Annotated in this window: 19 protein-coding genes; 10 read left to right on the top strand and 9 right to left on the bottom strand. The window is 64.2% G+C overall.

All coding sequences use genetic code 11. From position 1 onward, the window contains the following. The first annotated feature begins 170 nt into the window (after positions 1-170). The 6 genes from F3H98_RS17445 to F3H98_RS17420 all read left to right on the top strand — a co-directional run bounded on the left by F3H98_RS17445 (position 171) and on the right by F3H98_RS17420 (position 8,417). A complete protein-coding gene (locus tag F3H98_RS17445) occupies positions 171-1,421 on the top strand; it encodes an ABC transporter substrate-binding protein (RefSeq protein WP_149761422.1) in 1,251 nt (416 codons plus the stop codon). Positions 1,422-1,520: 99 nt separating this feature from the next. Then, positions 1,521-3,200, top strand: coding sequence for an ABC transporter permease (locus tag F3H98_RS17440; protein ID WP_149761421.1), 1,680 nt, complete (start codon positions 1,521-1,523; stop codon positions 3,198-3,200). A 15-nt stretch (positions 3,201-3,215) separates the two neighbouring features. After that, positions 3,216-3,857, top strand: a complete 642-nt coding sequence (locus F3H98_RS17435; RefSeq protein WP_149761420.1) for an ATP-binding cassette domain-containing protein — start codon at positions 3,216-3,218, stop codon at positions 3,855-3,857. Then, on the top strand, positions 3,854-6,427 hold the full coding sequence (gene hrpB, locus F3H98_RS17430) for an ATP-dependent helicase HrpB (protein WP_149761419.1): 2,574 nt from the start codon (positions 3,854-3,856) through the stop codon (positions 6,425-6,427). Before F3H98_RS17435 ends, hrpB begins: the two co-directional genes overlap by 4 nt. Positions 6,428-6,466: 39 nt before the next feature. Next, on the top strand, positions 6,467-7,789 hold the full coding sequence (locus F3H98_RS17425; RefSeq protein WP_149761418.1) for an ActS/PrrB/RegB family redox-sensitive histidine kinase: 1,323 nt from the start codon (positions 6,467-6,469) through the stop codon (positions 7,787-7,789). A 64-nt stretch (positions 7,790-7,853) separates the two neighbouring features. Further along, the gene (locus F3H98_RS17420) at positions 7,854-8,417 is read left to right on the top strand and encodes an ActR/PrrA/RegA family redox response regulator transcription factor (protein ID WP_149761417.1); all 564 of its coding nucleotides are present in this window, start codon (positions 7,854-7,856) and stop codon (positions 8,415-8,417) included. Between the two features lie 9 nt (positions 8,418-8,426). On the opposite strand, the gene F3H98_RS17415 is transcribed toward F3H98_RS17420, so the two are convergent. Both F3H98_RS17415 and cueR read right to left on the bottom strand, forming a co-directional pair. Beyond that, positions 8,427-8,927, bottom strand: coding sequence for an MmcB family DNA repair protein (locus F3H98_RS17415; RefSeq protein WP_149761416.1), 501 nt, complete (start codon positions 8,925-8,927; stop codon positions 8,427-8,429). 119 nt (positions 8,928-9,046) lie between these two features. Beyond that, on the bottom strand, positions 9,047-9,481 hold the full coding sequence (gene cueR / locus F3H98_RS17410) for a Cu(I)-responsive transcriptional regulator (protein WP_149761415.1): 435 nt from the start codon (positions 9,479-9,481) through the stop codon (positions 9,047-9,049). Between the two features lie 229 nt (positions 9,482-9,710). On the opposite strand from cueR, the gene F3H98_RS17405 reads away from it, so the two are divergent. Next, on the top strand, positions 9,711-10,331 hold the full coding sequence (locus F3H98_RS17405; protein WP_149761414.1) for a L,D-transpeptidase: 621 nt from the start codon (positions 9,711-9,713) through the stop codon (positions 10,329-10,331). A 98-nt stretch (positions 10,332-10,429) separates the two neighbouring features. On the opposite strand, the gene F3H98_RS17400 is transcribed toward F3H98_RS17405, so the two are convergent. The 6 genes from F3H98_RS17400 to F3H98_RS17375 all read right to left on the bottom strand — a co-directional run bounded on the left by F3H98_RS17400 (position 10,430) and on the right by F3H98_RS17375 (position 18,787). After that, positions 10,430-11,005 (bottom strand): NifU family protein, encoded by a 576-nt coding sequence (locus F3H98_RS17400; protein ID WP_149761413.1) that lies wholly within the window; start codon positions 11,003-11,005, stop codon positions 10,430-10,432. A gap of 120 nt (positions 11,006-11,125) precedes the next feature. Then, the gene (locus F3H98_RS17395) at positions 11,126-11,617 is read right to left on the bottom strand and encodes a universal stress protein (protein WP_149761412.1); all 492 of its coding nucleotides are present in this window, start codon (positions 11,615-11,617) and stop codon (positions 11,126-11,128) included. A 69-nt stretch (positions 11,618-11,686) separates the two neighbouring features. Next, positions 11,687-12,754: a tryptophan--tRNA ligase gene (gene trpS, locus F3H98_RS17390; protein WP_149761411.1), complete on the bottom strand. Its 1,068-nt coding sequence runs from the start codon at positions 12,752-12,754 to the stop codon at positions 11,687-11,689. Positions 12,755-12,915: 161 nt separating this feature from the next. Continuing rightward, positions 12,916-14,124, bottom strand: coding sequence for an acyltransferase family protein (locus tag F3H98_RS17385; RefSeq protein ID WP_244621759.1), 1,209 nt, complete (start codon positions 14,122-14,124; stop codon positions 12,916-12,918). A gap of 117 nt (positions 14,125-14,241) precedes the next feature. After that, a complete protein-coding gene (gene murJ / locus F3H98_RS17380) occupies positions 14,242-15,834 on the bottom strand; it encodes a murein biosynthesis integral membrane protein MurJ (RefSeq protein ID WP_149761410.1) in 1,593 nt (530 codons plus the stop codon). A 151-nt stretch (positions 15,835-15,985) separates the two neighbouring features. Then, positions 15,986-18,787, bottom strand: a complete 2,802-nt coding sequence (locus F3H98_RS17375; protein WP_149761409.1) for a [protein-PII] uridylyltransferase — start codon at positions 18,785-18,787, stop codon at positions 15,986-15,988. Between the two features lie 158 nt (positions 18,788-18,945). On the opposite strand from F3H98_RS17375, the gene F3H98_RS17370 reads away from it, so the two are divergent. The 3 genes from F3H98_RS17370 to F3H98_RS17360 all read left to right on the top strand — a co-directional run bounded on the left by F3H98_RS17370 (position 18,946) and on the right by F3H98_RS17360 (position 22,063). After that, positions 18,946-19,614, top strand: coding sequence for a protein-L-isoaspartate(D-aspartate) O-methyltransferase (locus F3H98_RS17370; protein WP_342211621.1), 669 nt, complete (start codon positions 18,946-18,948; stop codon positions 19,612-19,614). A gap of 202 nt (positions 19,615-19,816) precedes the next feature. Next, positions 19,817-21,076, top strand: a complete 1,260-nt coding sequence (locus F3H98_RS17365; RefSeq protein WP_149761408.1) for an Hsp70 family protein — start codon at positions 19,817-19,819, stop codon at positions 21,074-21,076. A 9-nt stretch (positions 21,077-21,085) separates the two neighbouring features. Continuing rightward, entirely contained in the window at positions 21,086-22,063 is a 978-nt protein-coding gene (locus tag F3H98_RS17360) for a small ribosomal subunit Rsm22 family protein (protein ID WP_149761407.1), read from the top strand. 42 nt (positions 22,064-22,105) lie between these two features. Here the strand turns inward: F3H98_RS17360 and F3H98_RS17355 are convergent, their stop codons facing one another. Next, positions 22,106-22,996 (bottom strand): DMT family transporter, encoded by an 891-nt coding sequence (locus tag F3H98_RS17355; protein WP_149761406.1) that lies wholly within the window; start codon positions 22,994-22,996, stop codon positions 22,106-22,108. Positions 22,997-23,271: the final 275 nt, after the last annotated feature.

Raw genomic sequence — 23,271 nt, 5'->3', positions numbered from 1 at the left:
AAAACTGCTGCGTTTCCAATATTGTGGATGGGTGCCGATGGCGCAACCCGCGCGCCCCGTTTTTCCTGCGCCAGGCGGCATGAACGCATCGAAGCACATCTCACACCGAAGTGACCGCAACCCTTCCAAGCGTGCATTGACCGGCTTCAGCCGGCCATGCTCAATCCTCCATGACATCGAAAGCCGGATGGGAGGCTTCATTGCGGAAATTTCTGCTCGGCGCAGCCTTGCTGCTGGCGTCAACACTGCATGCGTTGGCCGGCGATCCCGACCCCGGGAAATGGGATGAGGTTCTCAACGAAGCCAGGGGCGAAACGGTCTACTTCAACGCCTGGGGCGGCGCTGAAAACATCAACGCCTATCTCGAATGGGCGGGCGGCGAGCTACAGAAGCGTTATGGTATCAAGCTCGTCCATGTGAAGCTTGACGACACCGCCAATGCCGTCGCCAAGGTCGTCGCGGAAAAGGCGGCGGGCAGGAACGACGCCGGCACCGTCGACCTCATCTGGATCAACGGCGAGAATTTCGCCTCGATGAAACGGCAATCGCTGCTGATGACGCCGGGCTGGGCCGAAAAACTGCCGAGCTGGAAATTCGTCGACGCCGTAGACAAGCCGACGATCCGCACCGACTTCACCATCCCGGTTGAAGGGCTGGAGAGCCCATGGGGCATGGCCAAGCTGGTATTCTTCCACGATTCGGCGAAAATCGACGCTGCAGGCCTACCGAAATCGGCCAAAGAACTGCTCGACTGGGCGAAGAAGAACCCCGGCCGCTTCTCCTATCCGCAGCCGCCGGATTTCATCGGGTCGTCCTTCCTGAAGCAGGCCCTGTCCGAGCTGGTCGCCGATCGCGCGGTGCTGCAGAAGCCGGTCGACGAAGCGTCGTTCGAAGAGGTGACAGCGCCGCTCTTTGCCTATCTCGACCAGCTCAATCCGTTGCTCTGGCGCGGCGGCAAGGCGTTTCCGCAGAATTATCCGGCGATGAAACAGCTCTTGGCCGATGGCGAGGTCGATATAATCTTCGCCTTCAACCCCTCCGAGGCGTCGAGCGCCATCGCCAATGGCGAACTGCCCGGCTCGGTGCGTTCCTTCACCTTTCCGGACGGCACGCTCGCCAACACGCATTTCGTCGCCATTCCCTACAATGCTGCCGCGAAAGCGGGTGCTCTGGTCACCGCAGATTTCCTGATCTCGCCGGAAGCCCAGGCGCGCAAGCAGGATCCGAAGGTCTGGGGCGATCCGACGGTGCTGGCGATGTCAAAGCTGGCGCCGGAAGACAAGGCCCGCTTCGAGGCGCTCGACCTTGGCATCGCCACGCTGAAGCCCGATGAGCTTGGTCCTGCCATCGACGAACCGCATCCGAGCTGGATGGAGCGGCTGGAGACCGAGTGGAAGCGGCGCTATGGCGTGGGCAACTAAGCCGCCAGAAATGACGGAAGACATGCTCTTCTTCGCGCCCCTCTCTGGCCTGCCGGACATCTCTCCTGCCGTACCGGGGCAAATTTCCCACCCATCGCCATGCTGATCCGTCTCGGTCCGCCGCTGACGATCGCGCTGCTGGCGGGACCAATCCTGCTTGGCCTTGGTGGCACACTGCTGCCGGCCTTCGGCTATCTGCCTGCGCTTGGTGGCGAGGCGGTGACGTTTGATCCGCTGAGGCAGCTGCTTGCCGAACCCGGCATCTGGATGTCGTCCATGGTCAGCCTTGCGTCCGGTCTTGTGACGACGCTGGTAGCGCTGGCGGCCGTCATGCTGTTCGTCGCCGGGTGGTCCGGCACGAGCATGTTCGCCCGCGTCCAGCACCTGATCTCGCCGCTGCTTTCAGTGCCGCATGCGGCGGCTGCTTTCGGGCTTGCGTTCCTGATCGCGCCATCAGGCATGATCGCAAGGTTGGTTTCGCCGGAACTGACCGGATGGCAGCGTCCGCCCGATATACTGATTGTCAACGACCCGATGGGTTTCTCCATGATGGCGGGGCTGATCGTCAAGGAGATCCCATTCCTGCTTTTGATTGCGCTCGCAGCTATGCCGCAGGCGGACGCCGCCCGTACCCGCGCGCTGACTGCATCGCTCGGCTATGGAAGGATAGCCGGCTTCCTGTTCGGCGTCTGGCCGCCGGTCTACCAGCAGATACGTCTGGCGGTGTTTGCCGTCATTGCGTTTGCCACGTCGGTGGTCGATGTGGCGGCGATCCTCGGTCCAACGGCGCCGGCGCCGCTTGCAGTGCGCCTCACCCAATGGATGCAGGATCCCGAACTGTCGATGCGTTTCCTCGCTTCGTCCGGCGCGCTGTTGCAGCTCGTCATCACTGCCGCCGCACTCATCATCTGGATCGGACTTGAGCGGGTTGGCGCCTTGCTTCGCAAATTCGCATGCGAAGCCGGCTGGCGGTTCGGCCGCGATACATGGCTGCGGCAGACAGCCCTTGCGGCCATGGTGTTCGCCGCCGCCACGGTCTTTGCTGGCCTGGCAACGCTCTGCTTCTGGTCCTTTGCCGGCCTTTGGCCGTTTCCTGATGTTTTGCCGGACACGCTTTCGGCAAAAACCTGGGTGAAGACCGCGCCGCGCATTGGCTCTCCACTCGCGACCACCTTTGTCGTCGCCCTGCTGTCGACGCTGCTCGCCCTTCTGCTTTCGGTGCTTTGCCTCGTGCGCGAGGACGAAACCGGCCGAATCGGCGGGCGCTGGGTCCTGGGCTTCATCTACCTGCCACTGATCGTGCCCCAGGTGGCTTTCCTGTTCGGACTGCAACTGCTCTTCGTGCTCACCGGCACGGTCGCCAGCCTCCCAGCCCTCGTCTTCGTGCACCTGATCTTTGTCCTGCCCTATGTCTTCCTGTCGCTTTCCGACCCCTGGCGCGCCTACGATCGGCGTTACGAAGCAATCGCCGCCGGACTTGGCAAACGCCGCTGGGCGACGCTTTTCCGCATCCGCCTGCCGATGCTGACCCGGGCGCTACTCACCGCCGCCGCCGTCGGCTTCGCCGTGTCGGTCGGCCAATACCTGCCGACAGTGCTGATAGGCGCCGGGCGGCTCGACACCATCACCACCGAGGCGGTGGCGCTCGCCTCCGGCGGCAACCGGCGCGTCATCGGTGTCTACGCCTTTCTCCAGATGCTTTTGCCGGCGATCGGCTTTCTGGTTGCCACGCTGTTGCCCGCGCTGATATTCCGGCATCGCCGCGCCCTGCGCGCCTGAGCAACACCGGAAAGAATGACGCAACAAGGCCTCTTCCTCGACACCGTGTCGATCGCGCTCGCTGGCCGCGTCCTGCTGTCGGTGACGCATCGCATCGCGCCGGGAGAAGTGTTGACCGTGATGGGCCCGTCCGGCTCGGGCAAATCGACCCTGCTTGCTTATATCGGCGGCTTTCTCGACCCCGCGTTCCAGGCCAGCGGCAAGGTTTTCGCCGGCAGTATCGAACTCACGGCGCTGCCGGCACAAGAGCGCCATGCCGGCATCCTGTTCCAGGACCCGCTGTTGTTTCCGCATATGTCGGTGGCCGGCAATCTGGTCTTCGCCATCGCGCCGGACGTCACGGGCAGGGCGCAGCGCATGGCGCTTGCCGAAGCAACGCTTGCCGGCGTCGGTCTCGAAGGCATGGGGGATCGCGATCCCGACACGCTGTCGGGTGGCCAGAAGGCCCGCGTCGCGCTGGCGCGCGTGCTGTTGTCCTCGCCGCGCGCGCTGTTGCTCGACGAACCGTTTTCCAAGCTCGATCAGGATTTGCGCCAGCAGATGCGCGAGCTGGTATTTGCCAAGGCGCGCGGTGCCGGCCTGCCCGTGATCCTTGTCACCCATGACGAGGCCGACGCCGCGGCGGCACAGGGGCCGGTCATCCGGATCGGTGAATGAAACGGAGTGGCCTGCCCGAACTTCCGGTCACAGCCGTCCTGCCGGCGTTGGCGAAGGCGCTGGAAACCGGTAGCAGCGCTGTACTGGTCGCCCCGCCTGGGGCCGGCAAGACAACGCTGGTGCCATTGGCCCTGCTCGACGCGTCCTGGCTTGGAGGCGGCCGCATCCTGTTGCTGGAGCCGCGCCGTCTGGCAGCCCGCGCCGCTGCCCGACGCATGGCATCGCTGCTTGGCGAAGAGCCGGGCGGCATCGTCGGCTACGCCATGCGCATGGAAAACCGTGTCTCGGCACGTACCCGCATCATGGTCGTCACCGAAGGCATTCTGGCGCGCATGATCCTCGACGATCCCGAACTGAAAGGTGTGTCGGCGGTCATTTTCGATGAGTTCCACGAGCGTTCGCTAGATGGCGATTTCGGCCTGGCGCTGGCGCTCGACGTGCAAGGGGCGCTGCGGCCGGACCTTCGCCTGCTGGTGATGTCGGCGACCCTTGATGGCGCGCGCGTCGCACGATTGCTGGGCGCCGCACCAGTCATCGAAAGCCAGGGCCGCAGTTTCCCTGTCGAAATCCGCCATCAGGAACGCCCGGCCGGCATGCCGATCGAGGACGCCATGGCGAAAGCCATCCGCGACGCCTTGGCCGACGAAACCGGCAGCGTGCTCGCCTTCCTGCCCGGCCAGCGCGAGATCGAACGCACCGCCGAACGGCTCGAGGGCCGCGTCGGTGCCGATACCGATGTGGTGCCGCTCTACGGCATGCTGGACGGCAAGGCGCAGGACGCCGCGATCAGGCCGTCGCCAGCGGGGCGGCGCAAGGTGGTGCTGGCGACCGCGATCGCCGAAACCTCGATCACCATCGACGGCGTGCGTGTGATTGTCGATTCGGGCCTGTCGCGGCTGCCGAAATACGAGCCTGCCACCGGCCTCACCCGCCTCGAAACGGTACGGGTGTCACGCGCTTCGGCCGAGCAGCGCGCCGGCCGCGCCGGCCGCACGCAGCCGGGCGTCGCCATCCGCCTGTGGCGCGCCGAACAGACGGCGGCGCTACCCGCCTTTACACCGCCTGAAATTCTGGAGGCCGACCTGTCCGGACTGGTGCTCGACTGCGCCGCCTTTGGGGTCTCCGATCCTTCGACGATGGCGTTTCTCGATCCTCCGCCCGCGCCCGCGCTGGCCGAGGCGAGGTCGTTGCTTGCCGACCTTGACGCCATCGATGCCGACGGCCGTTTGACCGAAGGCGGCAACGCGATGCGCAAGCTGGCGCTGCCAGTCCGCCTCGCTCATATGGTCGCGGAGGCCGCCAGGTCAGGGCAGGCTGCCGACGCCGCGACGCTGGCCGTGCTGCTGACCGAACGTGGGCTCGGCGGCGACAGCGCCGATCTCGACCGCCGGCTCATGCGCTTTCACAGCGAGAAATCGCCGCGCGCCATCGCTGCTCGGCAGTTGGCGGAGAGGTTGGCGAAGACACCGACGAGGTCAGAAACTGCCCCTCACCCCAGCCCTCTCCCCGTGAAGGACGGGGAGAGGGGGGCGTCGGCGGTGCGGCCAGCCTCCTTCTCCCCGTCCTTACGGGGAGAAGGTCCGGCAGGGGACGAGGGGCGGCTGGACCGCGCCGGCTCGCTCCTCCTCCACGCCTTCCCGGACCGTATCGCCAAGGCGCGCGGCGAACGCGGGCGTTTCGTGCTCGTAAATGGCCGAGGCGCCGTGCTCGACGCCGCCGACCCGTTGGCGGGCGCTGCGTTCCTCGTGGTCGCCGACCTGCAGGGAAAGGCGCAAGGCGCACGCATCGCGTCCGCCGCCACGGTCGAGGAAGAGGAAATCCGCGCGGCGCGGGCCCCACATCTCGAGCGCCGCACGGAGACCGCCTTCGACCCGGAAAAGCGCAGCGTGCGGGTGCGCGAGACGGTGAAGCTCGGCGCTATCGTGCTGTCGGAACGCATGCTGCCTGCGCCAAAGGGGCCGGATGCTGATCGCGCGATTCTCGACGCCATCCGCCAGCATGGCGTTTCGCTGCTGCCATGGAGCAGGGAAACCGAAACACTGCGCCAGCGCCTGTCCTGGCTGCATCGCGGCCTCGGCGCGCCGTGGCCGGACGTCTCCGACACGGCATTGGTGGCGAGGCTTGACGACTGGCTGTCGCCATTCCTTTCCGGCGAGGCTTCTTTCGCTCGCATCGACACGTCCGCTCTCCACAACGGACTGATGTCGCTGGTGCCGCATGATCTGCAGCGAAAAGTGGGTCAACTTGCGCCGACCCATTTCGACGCGCCGTCGGGCAGCCATGTGCCGATCCGCTATGACGGCGAATGGCCGGTGCTGGCCATCCGCGTGCAGGAGCTGTTCGGGCTCGACCGCCATCCCGCGATCGCCGGCGGCGCCGTGCCGCTCACGCTCGAGCTTCTTTCGCCGGCGCATCGGCCGATCCAGACCACGCGCGACCTGCCGGGTTTCTGGCGCGGCTCGTGGGCCGATGTCCGCTCCGACATGCGGGGGCGTTATCCCAAGCATGTCTGGCCCGAAGATCCTGTTTCCGCCGCTGCCACCAGCCGGGCCAAGCCGCGCGTGAAATAGCGCTTGGCGCGGGGCCGTGCCTCAGCGCATAAATCGGCCATGCTGGAACTTCGTACCCCCGACCCGCAGCAGAGCCACCGGCTGCGCCTCAACACGCTGATCAAGCTGAGATGGCTGGCCATCATCGGCCAGAGCACCGCCGTGCTCGTCGTTGCCTACTGGCTTGAGTTCCCGCTACCCGTCTCGATCTGCTTCGCGCTGATCGCGCTGTCGGCCTGGCTCAACCTGTTCCTCGCCTTCCGTTATCCGGCGACGCATCGGCTGCGGCCCTTCGCGGCGCTCTGCATCATGGTGTTCGACGCCTTCCAGCTTGCCGGACTTCTGTTCCTGACCGGCGGCCTGACCAATCCTTTCGCGCTTTTGCTCACCGTGCCGGTGGTCGTATCCGCGACGTCGCTGCCGCTGCGCATGACTGTGTTTCTCGGCGCGCTGGTGGTGGCGCTGGCCACGCTGCTCGTCTTCTTCCACATGCCGCTGCCGTGGTTTCGCGGAACCGAACTGCCGATGCCGTTCGTCTATGTCGCCGGCACCTGGGTCGCGGTAGTGTCGAGCATCGCCTTCACCGGCGTATATGCCTGGCGGGTGGCGGAGGAAGCCCGCATGCTCGCCAATGCGCTGGCCGCAACCGAACTGGTGCTGCAACGCGAGCAGCACCTTTCGGCGCTCGACGGGCTGGCCGCCGCCGCCGCGCATGAACTCGGCACGCCGCTTGCCACCATCGCGCTGGTCGCCAAGGAAATGGAGCGCGAACTTGCCGACGATCCGCGCTGGCATGAGGATGTGACGCTGCTGCGCTCTCAGTCGGAACGCTGCCGCGAGATCCTGAAGCGTCTGACCAGCCTGTCGACCGAGAGCGAGGCGCATCTGGCGCAACTGCCGCTCACTTCGCTGATCGAGGAGGTTATCGCGCCGCACCGCGATTTCGGCATCTCTATCAAGCTCGAGCCGGGCGAGCGCCTCGGCTCCGAACCGGTCGGCCGCCGCAACCCCGGGGTCATCTACGGGCTTGGCAACCTTGTCGAAAACGCCGTCGATTTCGCCCGTGAGAGCGTCACGGTGCGCTGGCGCTGGAACGACAGCAATGTCGCGCTCGATGTTGTCGATGACGGGCGCGGCTTTCCGCCGGAGATCATCGACCGTATCGGCGAACCCTATATGTCGACCCGCCAGGGCGCGGAGCCGGGCGGAGGCCTCGGGCTTGGTCTGTTCATCGCCAAGACCCTGCTCGAACGTTCCGGCGCGACACTGTCGTTCCGCAACGCGATGGAACCCGGCAAGGGCGCGATGGTCCAGGTGATTTGGCCGCGTGAGATGTTCGTCGATCCCGGGGCCATACCGGAACGGATGTTTGACAGGGTGTAGATTGGCAGTATTGCTCTGATTAGAATATATAATGCCTGAAAATTGAGCACGAACGGAATACGCGATGACCGCCGAAAACGAGACCAACGCCACCGAACTGGGCGACGACACGACCCTTCTGATCGTCGACGACGACAAGCCGTTCCTCACCCGGTTGGCGCGCGCGATGGAAGGTCGCGGTTTCCAGGTCGATACGGCCGAAAGCGTCGAGGAGGCGGTCGGCAAGGCGCGCGACAATCCGCCGGCCTATGCGGTGGTCGACATGCGGCTCGGCGACGGAAACGGGCTCGACGTGGTCAAGGCGATCCGCGAAAAGCGCGAGGACAGCCGCACTGTCATCCTCACCGGCTATGGCAACATCGCCACTGCCGTGACTGCCGTGAAGCTCGGCGCCGTCGACTATCTGTCGAAGCCGGCCGACGCCGACGACATCTACGCGGCGCTGACCAGAACCGGCGGCGAGCGCATCGCGCCTCCCGAAAATCCGATGTCTGCGGATCGCGTGCGCTGGGAGCACATCCAGCGCGTCTATGAAATGTGCGACCGCAACGTCTCCGAGACGGCAAGGCGGCTCAACATGCACCGTCGCACGCTTCAGCGCATCCTCGCCAAGCGGGCGCCAAGGTAGCGCGCGCCGCTACTCGCTCTCACCCTCCAGCGCGGGCACCGAAACGCCGGCCAGTTCGGCCGCAAGCAGGCGGGCCGCGCCTGCCCGTGCGATCCTCAGCATCAGCGCCTTGCGGGTGGCCGGCAGCAGGCGGTGTTCCGGCGCGTCGCGCAGGATTTCCGCGCCATAGCCGTCGGAGAGGATGAAACCGCATTCCTCCGGGAAAATCTCGGCCGGCACTTCGGGGTGGGTGGCGAAGAAGAAGCGGTCGGAATGCAGCCGGTAGTCCGGCCATTTGCGGTCGACGCGGAAATCCTCGATCGACGATTTGATTTCGATGATCCAGATGTCGCCGTGGCGGGTAAGGGCGACGAGGTCGGCCCGCCGGCCCGTCGCCAACGACAGTTCCGGCAGCACATGCGCGCCCATTTCCCGCAGCAAGCGCTGCACGCCACGGCGGATGACCATGGCACGCTCGGATTGCCTGCCGTCGGCCAACGGGTTGGAGAGAATCGGTGAAATGATCGGCATCTCCGAACCATGCCATCATTTCGATGTTCTATCAATGTTCCGCCGTCTAGAGCGCCGTGCGTACTCTTGGGCGCGCAAAGGACGCTCTGAGACTTGTGCTTTCCGAAAATCGGGTCCGATTATCGGGCCGATGCAGTGGCAGCGACGCGGGCGCCGCGTTTTGAAGGTTGCGCGCCGGCGATATCCTCGAGGATCGGGCAATCCGGCCTGTCGTCGCCATGGCAGGCATGGATAAGCTTGCGCAAAGTCGTCCGCATCGATTCCAGTTCGGCGATCTTTTCGGTGATGGCCGTAACATGCGCCGATGCGATTTCGCGCACGTCGTGGCTGGCGCGCTCACGGTCGCGGTAAAGCGCCATCAGTTGCCGGCAATCGTCGATGGAGAAGCCAAGCCCCCGCGCCCGGCGCAGAAACGCCAGCCGGTGGATGTCGTCGTCGGAGTAGTCGCGATAGCCATTGGCGGCGCGCATCGGCGCGATCAGGCCGATTTCCTCGTAATACCGGATCGTCTTTGCGGGCAGGCCGGAGCGTCGCGCAGCATCACCGACATTCATGGCAAATCTCCTGTTTCCATCCCTGTCAGGTAGTTACGGGCGGGGCCCGAAACAATCAGCCAGCCACCTGAGCTGTTGCTGAAATACCATATCTGCGGGATTACACGCATCGAGCGCATGTGGATGCGTGCGAAGCCCTTGGCAAGCAAAACGGATGCGTCTTAAGAATATCGAAAGGATTGGCTCGAATCGAGCCAGATCTGCGCCGATGAATGGAACTGAGCCCTACATGCGGATGAAACCATTTGTAATTGCAGCAGGATTGGCATTGGCAACTGCTCTTGCAGGCTGCAGCAGTGACGGTGCGATACGTCTTTTCTCCAATGATTATGGTGCCCGCACCGACGCAGGTTACAACCTCCCCGCGATCCCGATCTACAAGGTTGACCGCAAATACCACCGGCAGGTGGTGCGTTACCAGACCGACGAGAAACCCGGCACCATAATCGTCGATACGTCACAGAAGTTCCTTTACTTCATCATGGAGGACGACAAGGCGATGCGTTACGGCATCGGCGTCGGCCGTGAAGGGTTCGAATGGAAGGGCACCGCCCGCGTCGCGCTGAAGCGCGAATGGCCGGTGTGGACGCCGCCGGCGGAGATGATCAGGCGCCAGCCCGAACTGGCGAAGTTCCGCGGCGGCATGGATCCGGGCCTCACCAACGCGCTTGGCGCCCGCGCGCTTTACCTTTTCAACAAGGGTGGCGACAGCGGTTACCGTCTGCATGGCACACCTGAATGGGCCTCGATTGGCAAGGCCATGTCGTCGGGCTGCATCCGGCTGTTGAATCAGGACATCATCGATCTCTACAACCGCGCGGAAATCGGCGCGAAGGTCATCGTCAGGTAGAATTTCTAGCGAGCCGTCTCGGCAACAAAGACGCCGCAAGCAAAAAAACCGGGCCAAAAGCCCGGTTTTTTGTTGTCTCGATCGTCACGGTGGAGAAATCAGCCGACCTGTTCGACCTGCTGTACTTCCGGGACGAAATGGCGAAGCAGGTTCTGGATACCGTGCTTCAGCGTGGCCGTCGACGACGGGCAGCCGGCGCAGGCGCCCTTCATGTGCAGGAACACGGTGCCGTTCTCGTAGCCGCGGAAGGTGATGTCGCCGCCGTCCTGCGCCACGGCCGGGCGCACCCGCGTGTCGAGCAGTTCCTTGATCGTCACGACGATTTCCTGATCGGCCTGGTCATAGAACTCCGCGGCCGTCTCGCCGTCGTCGGCGGCAGCCTGGGCGCCCGTGCCCATAACCGGGGCGCCGGACATGAAATGCTCCATGATGGCGCCGAGGATGGCCGGCTTCAGATGCTGCCAGTCGGGACCGTCCTTGGTCACGGTGACGAAATCGTAGCCGAAGAACACACCGGTCACGCCGGGGATATCGAACAGCCGCCCGGCCAAAGGCGACGCTTCGCGCGCCGTATCGGCGTCGCGGAAGTCAGCAGTGCCGGAAGCCAGCACCTCTTTGCCGGGCAGGAACTTGAGGGTCGCCGGATTTGGTGTTGCCTCGGTCTGGATGAACATCGACGTCTCTCCAGGCTCCGCCTACGGAGCCTCTTGTTTGGAATAATTCTAAATAGGCTCAAGCTGCCGACTATTCAAGCGAAACGCATCGCTCCGTGGGTGGCCACGTGGAATGTTTTGCTACGCCAGGCTCTCGATCTCTTCGTCAGACAGATTCTGCGGCACCACTGTGACCGGAATGGGGAAGGCCGCGCCCTTGCCGGCGATCGAGGCGACGAGCGGTCCCGGCCCCTCCTTGCCCGCACCTGCGGCCAGCACCAGGATCGCGATATCCTGGTCTTCCTCGATGAGTTTGTGGATCTCCTCGGTGGGGTACCCCTCGCGCACCACCAGTTCGGGCTCGATGCCGAGCTGCTCGCGCACCTTCACCGCATAGGTGTCGAGCGTCGAATTGGCGGTGGCGATCGCCTCGTCGCGCATGATCTTCTCGACGCCCAGCCAATGCTGGAAGTCGCCCGGCTCGATCACCCAGAGCAACACCAGCACGCCGCCGGTCGACTTGGCGCGGCGCGAGGCATAAGCGACGGCGCGCTCGCATTCCGGCGTGTCGTCGATGATCGCCAGGAATTTGCGCCGGTGGCCGGCTTCCCGGCTCAGTCGTTTCGAGACCATGCAATGCCCCTGACGGAGGAAGGATTCGCCGGCAATCTGCCACCGGCAACTGTGATCGGCAAGCAGCCCTTAATCCTGGAGCAGGCCGATGATGTCGCGAACGTCCTTCATCGTCGCTTCGGCAAGCACGCTGGCGCGTTCGCCGCCATTGCGCAGCACGCTGTCGACATAGGCCGTATCGGCCGAAATGCGGCGCATTTCACCCGCCACAGGCGCCATTTTCTCGACGGCCAGGTCGGCCAGCGCCGGCTTGAACACCGAAAATTGCTGGCCGCCATATTGCTGCAGCACGGCCTCCTTGGAGATCTCGGCAAGGCCGGCATAGATGCCGACCAGGTTCTCCGCTTCAGGCCGCCCGGCAAGGCCGTCGACCTCGCTCGGCAGTGCATCCGGGTCGGTCTTGGCCTTTCGGATCTTTTTCGAGATCGTGTCGGCGTCGTCGGTGAGGTTGATGCGCGACAGGTCGGAAGGGTCGGATTTCGACATCTTCTTGGAACCGTCGCGCAGCGACATGATGCGCGCAGCCGGGCCGCCGATCACCGGCTCGGTGATCGGGAAATAGCCGTTGACCGTCTCGTCGCCGACCTTCATCTCGACGCCCAGCCCCCGCGCCGCGATGCGGCCTGAGAAGTCGTTGTTGAATTTCTGGGCGATGTCGCGCGTCAGTTCGAGGTGCTGCTTCTGGTCCTCGCCGACCGGCACATGGGTGGCGCGGTAGACCAGGATGTCGGCAGCCATCAGGCTGGGGTAGGCCAAGAGACCGAGCGAGGCGTTCTCGCGGTCCTTGCCGGCCTTGTCCTTGAACTGCGTCATCCGGTTCATCCAGCCGATGCGCGCCACGCAGTTGAAGATCCATGCGAGCTCGGCATGCTGCATCACCCGCGACTGGTTGAAGACGATATGTTTGTTGGGGTCGATGCCGGAGGCCAGGAACGCCGCCGTAATCTGCCGCGTCTGATCGCCGAGGTCGTCATGGACGAGCTGGGCGGTCAGCGAATGCAGGTCGACCACGCAGTAGATGCAGTTGTAGGCGTCCTGCAGCGCGACGAATTTCTTGATCGCGCCGAGATAGTTGCCGAGATGGAGATTGCCGGTCGGCTGGACGCCGGAAAAGACGAGCTGTTTGAAGCTAGACATGATGTTCCCGTGGCTTGTGGAGGGCCGTCAGAGCATGATCCCGAAAAGTTGCAGATTTTTCGGACAAGATCGTGCGGCTTAAGGAATCCCGCGCGGCGAAATTTCGATGCGCGCGCTTATGAACGAGGACGCGGCGTTGATCAAGCCCGGCCGGTTTGGGTTCAGAACCTTACCGGCTGGCTCGCTGTTGCGAGGTCGCGGGCGCCGGCCGGCTGCTCTGGCAGCCCGACCAGCGCGCGCAGCGGCCACGGCAACCGTTCCGCCAGTACGCAGAAGATGAGTGAGACGCCGACGGTGAGCGCCAGCACCATCATGTATTTCGCTGCAACGCTCGCCTGCATCGGCAGGATGTAGAACAGCGCCGCCAGTATAACCGTCTGGTGCACGATATAGAGCGGGAAGATCTTGCGGTTGAGCCAGGCGAGGATGGCGCTTTTGCGATTGAGATGGAGCGCTGCGAAGCCGGTTGCAGCCAGGATCATGGCCCACGCCAGCGCGAAGATCGCCGTCTTGTAAAGCGGCGTCATGTCGTCGTAGCTGCCGATCGTCGCGTTTCCGCCATGCCATGAATAGACGTAGAGCAGCGCCGTCAGGAGCAGCGCAAGGGATGCGCTCAGCCATCGGCGGTCGACGATCGTTCCGATGATCGCGTGATGGTGACGTGCGACCAGGAAGCCGAAACCGAACCAGCAAGCCCACACAGCGAACCATGCGCCGTCATTGTAGAGCGCGTTGGTCTGGCGCGGATAGATCGGCGTCAAAACGAGATTGAGCGCCAGCGGCAGCAGGAAGAACAGATAGAGCGCATTGGATCTGGCGACGGCTTCGAAGCGGCTGGTCAGCCAGCGCATCTTCGGGTCAATGATCATCCGGAAGATCGGATAGCACAGAACCGTCATCACCAGCAGGTAGGCCACGAACCACATATGCGCCCAAGTGAAGTTGCCCTCGGGGTACTTTCCTTCGCTGAAGTAACGGGCCACCCAGAAGGTGATCAGCGAGCCATCGTAGCCGTCCTCGTACATGCGTTCGTACCAGACCTGCGGCACGATGATGACGCACATGGCGAAAATCAGCGGCACGAACAGCCGCACGAAGCGGTCCTTGAGGAAGGTGAAGCCGGAATTCGAGCGGAATGCGAACCATGTGCCCATGCCGGAAACGAAGAACAGGAGGGCCAGCCGCCAGGCGCGCGGGAACTTCATCACTTCCGACAGAAGCGGGCTGGTCTCGGCGCTTTTCATCAGCCACGACATGTCGGGGAAGAAAGCCACCGATGAATGGTAGACGATCAGGATGACGAACGCCGCTATCCTCAGCGCGTCAACATAGTGGAGCCTGCCCGCCGACTGCATCGAAAACCCGCCCATGCGCGACGTGGCCCGTGGAACAGGCCTGGCCGTCGCTTTTTCCGTTGTGAACGTCTTTCGTTAAGAAACTGACAGCCGGCGCATGAAACTTGTCTGGAACGCCGTGAATGGCCGCGCTTAGTCGGAATCGGCCTGGATTTTCGGCGCCGCGCCCCTCTTCATGCTCCGCCGTATCATCCGGATATCGGCCCCGCCGATACCAAAGGCGACGGCGAAATAGACGATAGCAGCGCCGCAGATGAGGATGCCAAGGGCCGTGGCCTGCACCAGGAGCGGCGCTTCCGAGGCAAGATAGGGCGACAGCCAGTCGGCGGCGAAATACGCGGCAGCGGCCATGACCGCAGCCGCCAGCACGAGGCGCGGGATGCGGGTCAGAAGCGGGATGTCGCTGCCCCAATGGCCGCGACGAATGAGGAAACCGAGCAGCAGCAGCGCGTTGACCCAGCCGGCGATCGCCGAAGCGATGGCGATGCCCGGCGCACCCAGGTCGGGAAACAGCGTCAGCGCGATCGAGATGTTGACCACCACCGAGATCGCCGCAAAAATCATCGGCGTGCGGGTGTCTTCGCGGGCGAAATAGCCCGGCGTGAACGCCTTGATGAGCACGAAGGCCGGCAGCCCCAATCCAAAGATGGCAAGGATCGCCGAGACGGTGGGCGTGCTGTTACCGGCGGCGAAGGCGCCGCGCTCATAAAGCACGCGCACGATTGGCTCGGACATCACCAGAAGAGCCGCCGCTGCCGGCAAGGTCAGGAACAGCGTGAACTCGACCGAGCGGTTCTGCAGGTTCGCTGCTTCTTTCAAATTGCCGGATTTAAGCGCGCGCGCCAGTTCTGGTAGCAAAACGATGGCGACCGCGATGCCGACGACGCCGAGCGGCAGCTGGTAGACGCGGTCGGCATAGGCGAGCGACGACACAGCGCTTTCTTTTCCCGATGCGATGGCCGTTCCGATCAGCTGGTTGATCTGCGTTATGCCGCCGGTGATCGCAGCCGGAAACGCCAGCACCAGGAGACGCTTCACATTGGGGGTAAAGCGCGGCCGCCGGAAGCCGATCGAAATCCCGGCATGCCGCACCGCCACCCAGACGATCGCAAGCTGCACCAGGCCGGCCGCAAGCACGCCCCAGGCCAGCGCGTAGCCGACGGTCAGGCCGTCATGCCCGGCATACCAGGCATAACCCAGCACCCCGATCAGGATGACGTTGAGAAAAACCGGCGCGATCGCCGCGGCGAAATAACGGCGCAGCGAGTTCAGCATGCCGGCCATCATGGCGCCGAGCGACATGCACACCAGGTAGGGGAACATGATGGTGGCCAGCGCCTTGGTCAGCTCGAACTTCTGCGGGTTGTCGACGAAGCCCGGCGCGATGATGGTCGACACCAGCAACGGCATCGACAGTTCCATCAGGATTGTCAGGGCGATCAGCACGGTGAAGAGGACGCCGAACACCTCCTCGGAAAACCGCTTGGCGCCGTCCATGCCTTCCGCCTCGATCTCCTTGGCGAACAGCGGCACGAAGGCGGCGTTGAAGGCGCCCTCGGCAAACAGCCGGCGAAACGTGTTGGGAAACTGAAAGGCCGCGTTGAAGGCGTCGGCGATGGGCCCGGTACCCAGAGCCGCCGCCATCAGCATCTCTCGGCTGAAGCCGAGAATGCGGCTCACCAGCGTTCCCGACGCGACTGTGGCGAATTTTTTTACAAGGCTCATGGTTGGCTTTCTTCTCCCCGTTTACGGGGAGAAGATGCCGGCAGGCAGATGAGGGGCAGCTTGAGCACAGAGAGGCTGGCGTTGCCCCTCCTCCGCCCCTTAGGGGCACCTTCTCCCCGTAAACGGGGAGAAGGAGGTTTGAACGCCGCCATCATTCCGCGGCCGCCTTGGTCTTGCCGGCGCGCTGTGGCGAGGCGCCTTCGAGCGTGGTGATCAGGCTGGCGCGGATGTTATCCACCCGCGACGGACTGTCGATCTTGGCTCCGGTCAGGTCGGTCACGTAGAACGTGTCGATCACCTTTTCGCCGAAGGTGGTGATATGCGCGGAAGAGATGTCAAGCGACAGGTCGGACAGCGCCCCGGTGATCTCCGACAGCAGGCCCGGCCGGTCGAGCCCCTCGACCTCGATCACCGAGAAGCGGTTGGAGAGCGTATTGCGGATCTCGGCGCGCGGCTGGATACGAAAAACCTTCGCGCCGCGTTTCGGCTTGGTGCGCTTCTCGATCATCTCGGGCAGCCATGCGCGCCCGGAGAGCACATCCTCGATCAGCTTGCCGACGCGTTCGGCGCGCCGCCGCTCGTCCTCGTCACGGTCGAATTCGCGATTGATCAGGATGGTATCCAGCGCGCGCCCGTCGGAGGTGGTGAAGATCTGCGCATCGACGATGTTGCCGCCCGCGGCCGCACAGGCTCCGGCGATCACTGACAGCAGGCGGGGATGGTCCTGCGCCAGGACCGTGATCTCGGTCACCGCCTCGAATTCGTGCGTCTTGACCATGGTGGCGAGCCGCCGGCCGGCAGCGTCTGCCTCGCGGATGAATTCGGCATGCCTTATCTGGTCTTTCAGGTCGACCGTCAGCAGGTAGTTTTCGTAGTGCAGGCCGACATAGCGCTTGCGCTCCTTCGCCGGCCAGCCGTCAAGGGCATCGGCCAGCCTTTCGCGGGCTGCCGCGGTGCGCTCGGCGCGTGACACTTCCGAAAATCCGCCGGTCAGGAGAAGCTCCGTCTCGTAATAGAGCGTGCGCAGCAACTGCCCCTTCCAGCCGTTCCACACGCCCGGCCCGACACCGCGGGTATCGCAGACCGTCAGGATCAACAGCAGCTTCAGCCGCTCGACCGATTGCACCGTGTGGGCGAAATCCTCGATCGTCTTGCGGTCGTTGAGGTCGCGCGTCTGCGCCGTCATCGACATCGCGAGGTGGTTCTCGACCAGCCAGGCCACTGTCTCGGTGTCGGCCGGGGAAAGCCCCATATGCGGGCAGATGCGGCGCGCGATTTTGGCGCCGGCCTCGGAATGGTCCTCGGGCCGGCCCTTGGCGATGTCGTGCAGTAGCACGGCGACGTAGAGGGCTTCGCGCCGGCTCTTGAGCTCGCCGATCAGCTTGTGCGACAGCGGGTGGATTTTTTCGCCGTCGCCGCGCTCGATCTCCGACAGCACGTCGATGCAGCGCAGCAGGTGCTCGTCCACCGTATAGTGGTGGTACATGTTGAACTGCATCATCGCGACGATCTTGCCGAAATCGGGGATCAGCCTGCCGAGCAGCCCCGCTTCGTTCATGCGCCGAAGGTTGAGTTCCGGCTTGCGGTCCGAAGTCAGCACGTCGAGGAACAGCCGGTTGGCTTCCCTGTTGCGGCGCAGGTTGAGGTCTACCAGCTTCAGCGACCGGGTGACCAGCTTCAGCGCGTCCGGATGGTATTCCAGCCCGTGCCGGTCGGCGAACCAGAACAGGCGCAGAAGATTGACCGGGTCGCGTTCGAACACGCGGTCATCGGCGATGTTGATGCGGTCGTTGTCGACGATGAAGTCGCTGGTGCCCGCAAGCTTGCGGCGACGCCGCGAGAATGTGAGGAACAGACGGTTGAAACCGGAGACGTGGCTCGCCTGCTCTTCCTCGAGCGCGGCGCAGAAGATGCGGGTCAGGTCGCCGACATCCTTGGCCACCAGGAAATAGTGCTTCATGAAGCGCTCGACGGCCGACAGGCCGGGGTGGCTCTTGTAGCCGAGCCGCTCGGCGATCTCGCGCTGGATGTCGAAATGCAGCCGCTCCTCGGCCTTGCCGGTGAGGAAATGCATGTGGCAGCGCACCGCCCACAGGAAGTCGTCCGCCTTCAGGAATTCGGCGTATTCGGCTTGCGTGAACACGCCCTGCTCGACCAGTTCGCCGACGGTGCGTTCGCGGTAGAAATACTTGCCGATCCAGAACAGGGTCTGCAGGTCGCGCAGCCCGCCCTTGCCGTCCTTGACGTTGGGTTCGACGAGGTAGCGGCTTTCGCCCACCTTGCGGTGGCGTTCGTCGCGCTCGGCAAGCTTGGCCTGCGCATATTCGCCGCCGGTTCCCTTCACCACTTCCTTATCGAAGCGGTCGATCAGCTCGTTGCAAAGCGTCCTTTCGCCCCACACGTAGCGGGCTTCCAGTACCGCAGTGCGAATGGTCATGTCGGCGCGCGACAGCCGCAGGCACTCCTCCACATTGCGGGTGGCGTGGCCAACCTTCAGACCCATGTCCCACAGCATGTAGAGCATGTATTCGACGATCTGCTCGCCCCATGGCGTCTGTTTGTAGGGCAGCAGGAACAAGAGATCGATGTCGGAGCCCGGCGCCAGCGTGCCGCGGCCATAACCGCCGACGGCGACGATCGCCATGCGCTCGGCCGCCGACGGGTTTTTCGAACGATAGACGTGGGTAACCGCAAAGTCGTAGAGCGCCCGGATGATCTCGTCCATCAGATGCGACAGCCGCTCGGCGCAGGCGATGCCGCCGCCATCACGCATCAGCATCGTTTCGGCGGTCTTGCGTCCGGCGGCGATGCGTTCCTTGAGGATCTGCAGTGCGGCGGCGCGCGTCTCGGCGGACGAGCCATCGCCGGCGGACTTTTCCGTCAGCGCCGTGAGTTCGCGGCGCAGGGCGTCGCCGTCGATCAGTTCATCCAGCTTCAGGGGAATTTTCGCCATGCGCTAAAGAAAATCTCGCTTTCCGGGCGGCGTCTATAGCGCGTTTTCCCTTGCGTGGGTATGGCATGCCGCCAAAGTTTGCGCGCGCTCTCGCGCGGCATTACGATCCCAGCGACAGGTTTGAAGGAACCGGCGCCGCGCCGGTCCGTTGCCCGCCTATGCGCGACCCCGCCGATACACGATTATTGACCGATTCGGAGAAATACCGCCAGCGTATGGTCGAGCGCCAGCTCATCCGCCGCGGCATCACCGATCCGCGTGTGCTCGACGCCATGCGGACCGTACCGCGCGAGGCGTTCGTGGCCGATTACCTTGCCCGCCGCGCCTATGACGACTGTGCGCTGCCCATCGAGCTGGGGCAGACCATTTCACAGCCTTATATCGTCGCGCTGATGGCGGAGGCGGCGGAGATCAAACCCGGCGACCGCGTTCTGGAGATCGGCACCGGTTCCGGCTATGCCGCCGCCGTGCTCGGCCAGTTGGCAGCCCATGTCCATACCATCGAGCGGCATGCCCTGCTGGCAGAGACGGCACGGGGGCGTCTCGCCGTGCTGGGGCACGGCAATATCGAAGTTCGCTGCGGCGACGGCACGCAGGGCTGGGCCGAGCACGCTCCCTTCGACGCAATCCTCGCGGCGGCCAGCGGACTGCGCATTCCCGAGGCCTGGAAGCTGCAGCTGGCGATCGGCGGCCGCCTGGTGATGCCGCGCGGCGGCATGAGGAGCGTACAGAAGCTTATCAAGCTGACCCGCGTCTCCGAAGGCAATTTTGCCGAGGAAAACCTCGGCAGCGTCATGTTCGTCCCGCTGGTGGGTGAGCACGGCTAGAGCATTTTGCAGCCAAATGGAATCATTTGGCGTCCCGCACAAATGCGGCAAAACAAATAATTGGAGCGAGATACCGGTTCTGAAAGAACCGGAACTGCTCTAGCCGAAAAACAAAAGCCATCGGCTCGACATCGCCGCCGGGATTGTGTATCCGCGCCCCTCCGCACCGCGGACCCCATCAATCAGCTTTCAAGGACGGATCATGCGACCGGTCAGCGGCGGTATCGATTTCGGCACGTCCAATTCGACCGTTGGTTTCGTGGAAAACGGCAAGCCGCGGCTGGTGCGTCTGGAAGACGGCCAGGTGACGATGCCGAGTGCGGTGTTCTTCAATTTCGAAGACGGCCGCACTCATTTCGGCCGGCGCGCCATCGGCGACTATACCGAAAACGTCGAGGGGCGGCTTCTGCGTGCACTGAAAAGCGTGCTTGGCACATCCCTCATCCACGAAAAGACCCGCATCAAGGCGCACTCGATCGCCTTTTCCGACATCATCGGGTCCTTCCTGCACTTCCTGAAGGAGAAGCTGGAAAACGAAGTCGGCGAGCCGGTCGACAACATCGTGCTCGGGCGTCCCGTGCATTTCGTCGACGACGACGAGGCAGCCGACCGGCGCGCGCAGAACGAGCTGGAGAAGGCCGCCCACAAGCGCGGCTTCAAGAACATCGCCTTCCAGTTCGAACCGATCGGGGCAGCACTCGACTACGAGCAGAGCGTAGCAAAAGAAGAACTGGCGCTGATCGTCGACATCGGTGGTGGCACCTCGGACTTTTCCATCGTGCGCGTGTCGCCTGAGCGCGCTGTCGCCGATGACCGCAAGGACGACATCCTCGCCTCGAGCGGCGTGCACATCGGCGGCACCGATTTCGACCGGTTACTCTCGATCGCCCATGTGATGCCAGAACTCGGCTATCTCACACCCACCAAGGACGGCAAGCGCAACCTGCCCGCTGGCTATTTCATCGACCTTGCCACATGGCAGCGCATCAACATGCTCTACACCAACAAGGCGATGACCGATCTGCGCCAGATCCGCTACGAGGCGGCACGGCCCGAACTGGTCGAGCGCATGATCGACATCGTGCAGCACCGTCAGGGCCATGCGCTGGCCGCCACGATCGAGCGCGCCAAGATTGCGCTGACCGACACGGACCGGACAGCCATCGAGATGACGCTAACCGACGAGAAGCTCAGCCTGCCGCTGACACGCGCCGGTTTCGACGCCGCGATCCGGGGTGCTGTCGGACGGGTCACCGAGGTGATCGAACGCACGCTGGAAGACGCCGGAGTCGCGCGATCGCGCATCACCACGCTGTTCCTCACCGGCGGCTCGACAGCCATCCCGATGATGAAGCAGAGTGTGCTGGACATGTTCCCTCACGCCACTGTGGTCGAAGGCGACATGTTCGGCAGCGTCGGGCTGGGGCTGGCGCTCGATGCGAGGCGCAAATACGGCGCATAGGATAGCCATATGGAACTTCCGCCCGCGCTGCGGCAAGCCGTCGATCAGGCGCTGCACGGCGTTGCACTCGCCGACCTGAAGCGCGCCGCCGACATTCTGTCGCGCCGCTACCGCGGCGAGGTGCGCGACGGGCGCCTGCATCTCTCCGACAGGCTCGCAGCACAAGCCTATCTCGCAACCCGGCTGCCTGCCACCTACGCGGCGATCCGCGCCAGCCTTGCCGCGATCTCTGAAGTCCGCCCGGATTTCGCGCCGAAGACGTTGCTCGATGTAGGCGCCGGGCCGGGTTCCGTGCTTTGGGCCGCCCGCGACTGCTGGGAGAGCCTCGATGAGGCCACTCTCGTCGAGACCAGCGACGCCATCCGCAAGATCGGCGCGGGTCTTTCGGCGCATGCAGCCCCGACGCGGATCTCATGGGTTCCCGGCGACGTCGAGACCGGATTGCCCGCGTTGCCCCGGGCCGAAATCGTTACGCTTGCCTATGTGCTCGACGAGTTGCCGCCACCGCTGATAGGACGCGTGACGGACCAGCTGTGGGCGCTCACTTCCGATACTCTCGTCATTGTCGAACCGGGCACGCCGGCCGGCTGGCAACGCATCCTTCAGGTGCGCGAACGCCTCGTCGCTGCCGGCGCGTTTCTCGTCGCGCCGTGCCCGCATCAGGCGGATTGCCCCATCGTCTCGCCTGACTGGTGCCATTTCTCGCGCCGCGTCGCCCGCTCTCGCCTGCATCGCCTCGCAAAGAACGCCGAGGTGCCGTGGGAAGACGAGAAGTATATTTTCATCGCCGCCTCACGCACCCCTGGCGAACGTCCCGCCGCCCGCGTGCTGGCGCCGCCGCAGACGGCGAGCGGCACGGTCCGGTTGAAGCTTTGCCGGCAGGATGGCTCTGCCACCGAGCGGCTGGTCAGCAAGCGCGAAGGTGCGGCTTTCAAGGCCGCCCGGCGCCTGGATTGGGGCGATGCGACCTGGCAGGATCTGGGGTGACAGCGGGGCGATCTCCGTCCGCTTGGATTGTGGCTCCTCCTGTCAAAGCCGGTTGCGGGAAAACGGGTTCCAGCGGACGGTGCCCAGCCTGATCCTCTCCCGCACCAGCGTCAGCAGGCCGGACCCGACCACCACGGCCAGGCCGACCAGCGCGATCCAGTCGGGATATTCCGCGAAGAACGCAGCGCCAATGACCACCGCCCACACGATCTGCGAATAATGCGTCGGCGCGATCTGGTTCGCCGGGCTGCGCCGTGTGGCCAGCAGTTGCAGGCGGTGGCCGCCGGCGGTGCACGCGCCTGCCAGCGCGAGCATGCCAAGCAGCTTCCAGTCCGGCACATGAAAGGAAGAGGTAGCCAGCATCGCGGCGCCATTGAACAGAAGTCCGTAGCCCACCAGCACGCCGAGCATCGTCGTCTGCTTTTCGCTCGCCAGCGAACGCATGAGGATGATGGTGATGGCGGCAAGCAGCGCGACGGCGAGTGCCGCGAGGTGGCCAAACTCAAGCGCCCGGAATCCCGGCCGCACCACGAGCAGGATGCCGCCGAGGCCGGCGACGATCGCCAGCCAGCGCCACAGCCCAACCTGTTCCTTCAGGATGACGATCGACAGGAGGGTGACGAAGAGCGGCGCCAGGAAGATCAGTGCATAGGCTTCAGCCAGCGGGATGGTGGTGAACGCATAGACGCTGAAGATGCCGGCGACGAGGCCTGAGACGGCGCGGGCATGCACGGCCCAGGGCCGCTGCATGTTCCAGAAGCCATGCCAGCGCTCGCCGTCGGGTTTGAGAAAAAACAGGAAGACGGCGGCAAACAGGATGTTGAAGAAACCGATCTCGAAGACCGAGAGCTGGCTGCCGAGCGCCTTGATGATCCCGTCACCCCACGCATAGACCGCGTAGGCGACGAGAGCCAGAAGGATACCGCTGTTCACGCGTGGCTTCCCGGACGTTCGGCGCCACCGGCGCGGTTTGCAACATGTCGGTTGGGTAACCGCGCAGCCCTAAGCGCACAAGCTCGAATGACACTGCCGACACGAAATAAGACTGAGCCAGGCCGCTATCTTCAAAGAGCCATCGTGGGGAGGACGCCGGGAGCAAACCTCCCGGCCAACGCAGCCGCCGGCCTACAGCGCGTCGCGCCGAATGGGAGTAGGCGGCCGCGCTGTAGCTTCTTGCTTGTGCATGTCGTTTCGCCCGAAACCGAGGG

Origin of the sequence: Neomesorhizobium albiziae (assembly GCF_900114255.1) — a bacterium.
Taxonomy (GTDB): domain Bacteria; phylum Pseudomonadota; class Alphaproteobacteria; order Rhizobiales; family Rhizobiaceae; genus Neomesorhizobium; species Neomesorhizobium albiziae.
This window is presented reverse-complemented; position numbering and strand designations above follow the sequence as displayed.